This window comes from Mycobacterium shunyiense, assembly GCF_058270075.1.
Window position 1 is genome coordinate 1 of sequence record NZ_JBZDPU010000043.1, and the last position, 1,263, is coordinate 1,263.

The following is a 1,263-nucleotide window of genomic DNA, read 5'->3' on the forward strand; positions in this document are numbered from 1 at the left end:
GTTCTCGGCGTGTCCGCGCTGCGATGAAGGACGCGCACGCGGGGGGCCTCTAGGTTTCGGGGTTACCACACCAGCCTCAACCGCAAGGACCGATCCGCGTGCGCGTCAGTACTGCATTTAACCGTCTTCTCCAGATCCCCGGAGCATGGGTCGACAATGTCGTCATCGGCGACCACGACGTCGAGGTCACTTTGCGGTCGAAGAGCCGATTGCTGCAATGCCCGTGCGGTCAACGCGTCCGCGCCGGCTATGACCAACGCCAGCGGCGCTGGCGACACCTCGATCTGGCCAGTCACCGGTTATGGCTGATCTATGACATTCGCCGACTACGCTGCCCGAACTGCGGCGTGCGCACCGAAGAAGTCCCGTGGAGTCGACCCGGAGCACGCCACACCCGCGACTTCGAGGACACCGTGCTATGGCTGGCCACCCGAACCGACCGCACCTCGGTCGCGACATTGCTGCGCTGCTCCTGGGAGACGGTCACGACCATCATCAACCGCACCGTCGACGAAATGCTCGACGAGCGTCGCCTCGATGAGATCTACCGCATCGGCGTCGATGAGATCTGCTACCGCCACCCGCACAAATACCTGACCATCATCGGCGACCACGCCACCGGCACCGTCATCGATATCCAACCCGGCCGTGGCCTCGACTCGCTGACCACGTTCTACGACAAGCTCACCAACGAGCAGCGAGCCGACATCGAAGCAGTCTCCATGGACGGCTCCACCGCATTTCGCTCCGCGACCGAAGACAAACTGCCCGACGCGACGATCTGTTACGACCCTTTCCACGTCATGCAGTGGACCAACCGCGCCCTCGACGAGGTGTTCGCCGCCGCCATGGCCACCAACCGCGCAGACTTCACATTGTCCTCAGGACAATGGCGAAAAGCCCGCACCGCGCTACGAACCGGCGCCGAGCGCCTCAACCCCGCCCGCGGTCACCTCGTGGAAACCATCACCACACAGAACCACGACATTGGCACCGCCTGGCGAATGAAAGAGCAACTACGACAACTCTTTCGAATAACACACCCCGCACGAGCATCACGGTATCTCCGACGCTGGATCCGCCGCGCCACCGACAGTGGCATCCGCCCTCTCATTCAACTGGCACGCCGGCTCGACCTGCACTTCGACGGCATCATCAACACCATCAAACTCGGCATCAGCAACGCCCTCATCGAAGGCATCAACGCCAAAATCCGCCTCATCAACGCACGCGGCTACGGACACCACTCCGCCAAAGCACTGA

1 protein-coding gene is annotated in these 1,263 nt (G+C 62.5%); it reads left to right on the forward strand.

Annotated features, from left to right (window positions below):
- Positions 1-98 precede the first annotated feature (98 nt).
- Positions 99-1,263, forward strand: a 1,165-nt coding sequence (locus AC4ELH_RS35260; protein ID WP_498889581.1) for an ISL3 family transposase, incomplete at its 3' end; no start/stop codon positions are given.